Here is a 3093-nt window from a genome sequence, read left to right on the forward strand (position 1 = left end):
ACGCGCTACCGCTGCGATTGCCGGTCGCCATCCTCCTCATGGCGATGGGCGTCGCGACCAACGCCAGCACCGCTCTGGCCGAGGCCGTCGACGACACCCCCATCTTCACCAGCCGCCACGCCCGGATCGCCTGCTGACCTCGGTCGGCGCCGGCCTGATTGGTTCGCACCCGAGACACGACACACATAGTCCAACCCGATGAAGGCAATCTGGCGGCTGCAAGAAGCACCCGCGCGCATCGGTCTGCCCGAGCCCTGAGTCAGCGGTCGCGGGCTACAAGCGGATGGCCCCGACCGGGCAAGCCGGTCGGGGCGCTGTCACCTCACCCTGCGGGCATCACCTGGTGTGGCGGATGCCCGGGAGGTCAGTGGTGGCGGTTGCCGCCGTGGTGGTGACCGTCGTGGCCGCGGTGGTGACGGCCCCAGGACTCGTCGTCGACGAAGCGGTCGTGGTCGTTGCGCAGGGTGGCGGTGTCGGAGCGGTTGTCCCACACCTCGTTGTGGCGGTCCATGTAGAGGTCGCTGTCGGTGTCGTGGCCCCAGCCGGTGTGGATACGGACCGTGGCGCGGCCTTCGAGGCGGTAGTGGTCGAAGGTGTAGGTGTCGCCGTCCTCGTTCTTCAGGGTCCAGCCGTCGAGGTTGACGGTGCGGCGGGAGGTGTTGGACAGCTCCACCCACTCCTTGTTCAGCGAGCGCCGCGAGCGGTCGTCCCATCCGGGCGCGTCGTACTGGACCGCGCTGATCTCCACCTTGGTCCGGTCGGGCCGGGCGTGGTCGGCCGCCGACGCCGGCAGCGCCACCGCCCCGACGATCGCGGCGGCCGACAGCACGGCGGCGGAGAGACGACGGGCGGTCACCGTGGAAGAAGACACAAAGCCCCCAGGCTGTACGAGCATCCGCCCTGTCCCCGACGAGCCCTTGCAGCGGGGCCGGTGGAACGGGCTGGTGCGGTGTGCGGGTGGCGGCCGGTTGGCCGCACATCCACACCATGGCCGTGCCGTGCAGGTTGTGAACGCAATACGGACGGTCCGTTACTGGTCATCCACATTGCTGTGACTCTTGGATGCATTGTCCATTTATGCCGCGAACGCACCATGTTGACGCCACGTCAGATCATCGACCGGTACGCGCCTTGGTCCCTCGCCCGTGTTCGACGGAGCGCGCCACCCCAGTCCCTGGCAGGCCGTCACCCGAAAGTGCGTAACAGGCCCTCCGGGCACCGCGAGCCCTCACGTGCGGGAACTCGACCGCGCACGGCAGGAGATCGTGCGCCGGGGATTCACGTCGCTGTGGCCAAGGCCGTCCGGAGCGACCTCGCAGCCCGCCTGCGCATCGTCCGGCCGCTCTGCCCCGACCACCGCACCGGCACCCATCCAAAGGCGGTCTCGAACCGGGCGGTGATTGGTGCACACCTGCGAACGAACCAGTGTGCTGACGGCCGCCCGGCGGATCCGTACGGGCCTCAGGACATGCTGCCCCGGCACACCGTCCCCACGGCCGGAGTGCGGCCCGTGCGGAGGTATTTGTCGACCGCCTCCGCGACGCAGCGGTTCTGCGGGTATGTGCCGTGGCCCTCCTCCTCGGCCGTCAGGAGCACGCCGACACCGTCGCCCAGGGCGCGGGCCATGTGGCGGGCGCCGGGATATGGGGTAGTCGGGTCGCCGGTGCCGCCGACCACAAGGACGGGAGCCGCGCCGTCGGCGTTCACCTGGGGCGTGGCACGTTCGCCGTCGAACGGCCAGTCGTAACAGAGGTAGACGCCAGTGGACCAGGCCGCGCCGAAGACGGGTGAGGCGGCTTTGACGCGGGCCTTGTCCCTGTCGAGGCGTTCGAAGTCAGGGCGCAGGCTGGAGTCCGCGCAGGTGATCGCGACCCGGGCGGCGCGGCTGCTGTCGCGCGGGGTCGCTGCGCGGTCGGCCGAGCCGATGTCGTCCGCGCCCTTGCTCAGCGGACCGCCGTCGTTGTGGTCGATCAGCGCGGTGAGCGCCTTGGCGAGCGGCGACCAGCCGTCTGTGCCGAGGTCGAGATAGTCACTGACGGTGTACGCGAGGTCATCGGCGTCGAGGTTCCTTCCGCCGCCGGCCGGGGCGGGCGTCTTCTCCAGGCGATCGGCCAGGCGCGCCATGCGTCGCGCGGCCTCCTCGGGCCCATCGCCTGTCGGGCACTGGCGGATACGGGCCGCGCAGTGCGCAGCGAACCGATCGAACGCCGCCTGGACCGCCTTGACCTGCGACACCTGCTCCTCATCGAGGTTCTCGGTCGGATCGACGGACGCTTCGAGGACGAGCCGTCCGACGTGCGACGGGTACAGGTGGGCGTAGACCGCGCCGAGCGCCGTTCCGTACGAGACGCCGAAGTAGTGCAGCCGCTCGTCGCCGAGGAGGTAGCGCATCAGGTCGAGGTCTCGCGCGGTATGCGAGGTGCCGATGTACGGGAGGAGCGCCCCGGAGTGCTCGGCGCAGGCGTCGGCCCCGTCGTAGCCGGTGTCGTCCGCGTTCTTGCCGCAGCGCACGGGGATGGTCGCGCCGACGCCGCGCGGGTCGAAGGAGACCAGGTCGTAGCGGTCGAGGAGCGGCTTGTACTGGTTGAGGCGTTCGGGTAATCCGCTCACGCCGGATACGCCGGGGCCTCCGAAGTTGAGGACGAGCGAGCCGATACGCCGGGCGTTCGAACCGGTGGCCTTACGGCGGATCAGGGCGACGTCAATCGTCCTGCCATCTGGCTTCCCGTAGTCGAGCGGGGCCTTCATGGCGGCGCAGTCGTAGCCCTTGCGCGCAGTGGGCGGCGAGGTGCAGCGGGACCAGCGAAGGTGCTGGCCGGTGGTGAGCGCGGTGGGCAGACCGGCGGGCGGGTTGTTCGCGGTGAACTCCGTACGCGGCTCCGCACTCCGGCCGGGAGCGTCGTGCTTGAGCCAGGCGCCAACGGCCCCGAACACGGCCAGGAAGACCCCGGCGAGAATCCACACACCGACCGAAAGGCCCGTTCTGCGGCTTCGTATCGGAGGTGCGTCACTCATCGAATCCCCGCGCTCCAGCCCCTGGACGCCCGCCCCGTGCCCGCTTGCCCGTGTCCGTGATCGTCCGACCGTCGAATG

The 3093-nt window shown here is 70.1% G+C and carries 2 protein-coding genes; both read right to left on the reverse strand.

The window, feature by feature from the left end:
* Positions 1-364: 364 nt before the first annotated feature.
* Positions 365-895: a lamin tail domain-containing protein gene (locus JF597_RS53585; RefSeq protein WP_294014312.1), complete on the reverse strand. Its 531-nt coding sequence runs from the start codon at positions 893-895 to the stop codon at positions 365-367.
* Positions 896-1461: 566 nt separating this feature from the next.
* Entirely contained in the window at positions 1462-2934 is a 1473-nt protein-coding gene (locus JF597_RS53590) for an alpha/beta hydrolase (RefSeq protein ID WP_294014314.1), read from the reverse strand.
* Between the last annotated feature and the right edge of the window lie 159 nt (positions 2935-3093).

Source organism: Streptomyces sp. (assembly GCF_019510245.1).
GTDB lineage: Bacteria > Actinomycetota > Actinomycetes > Streptomycetales > Streptomycetaceae > Streptomyces.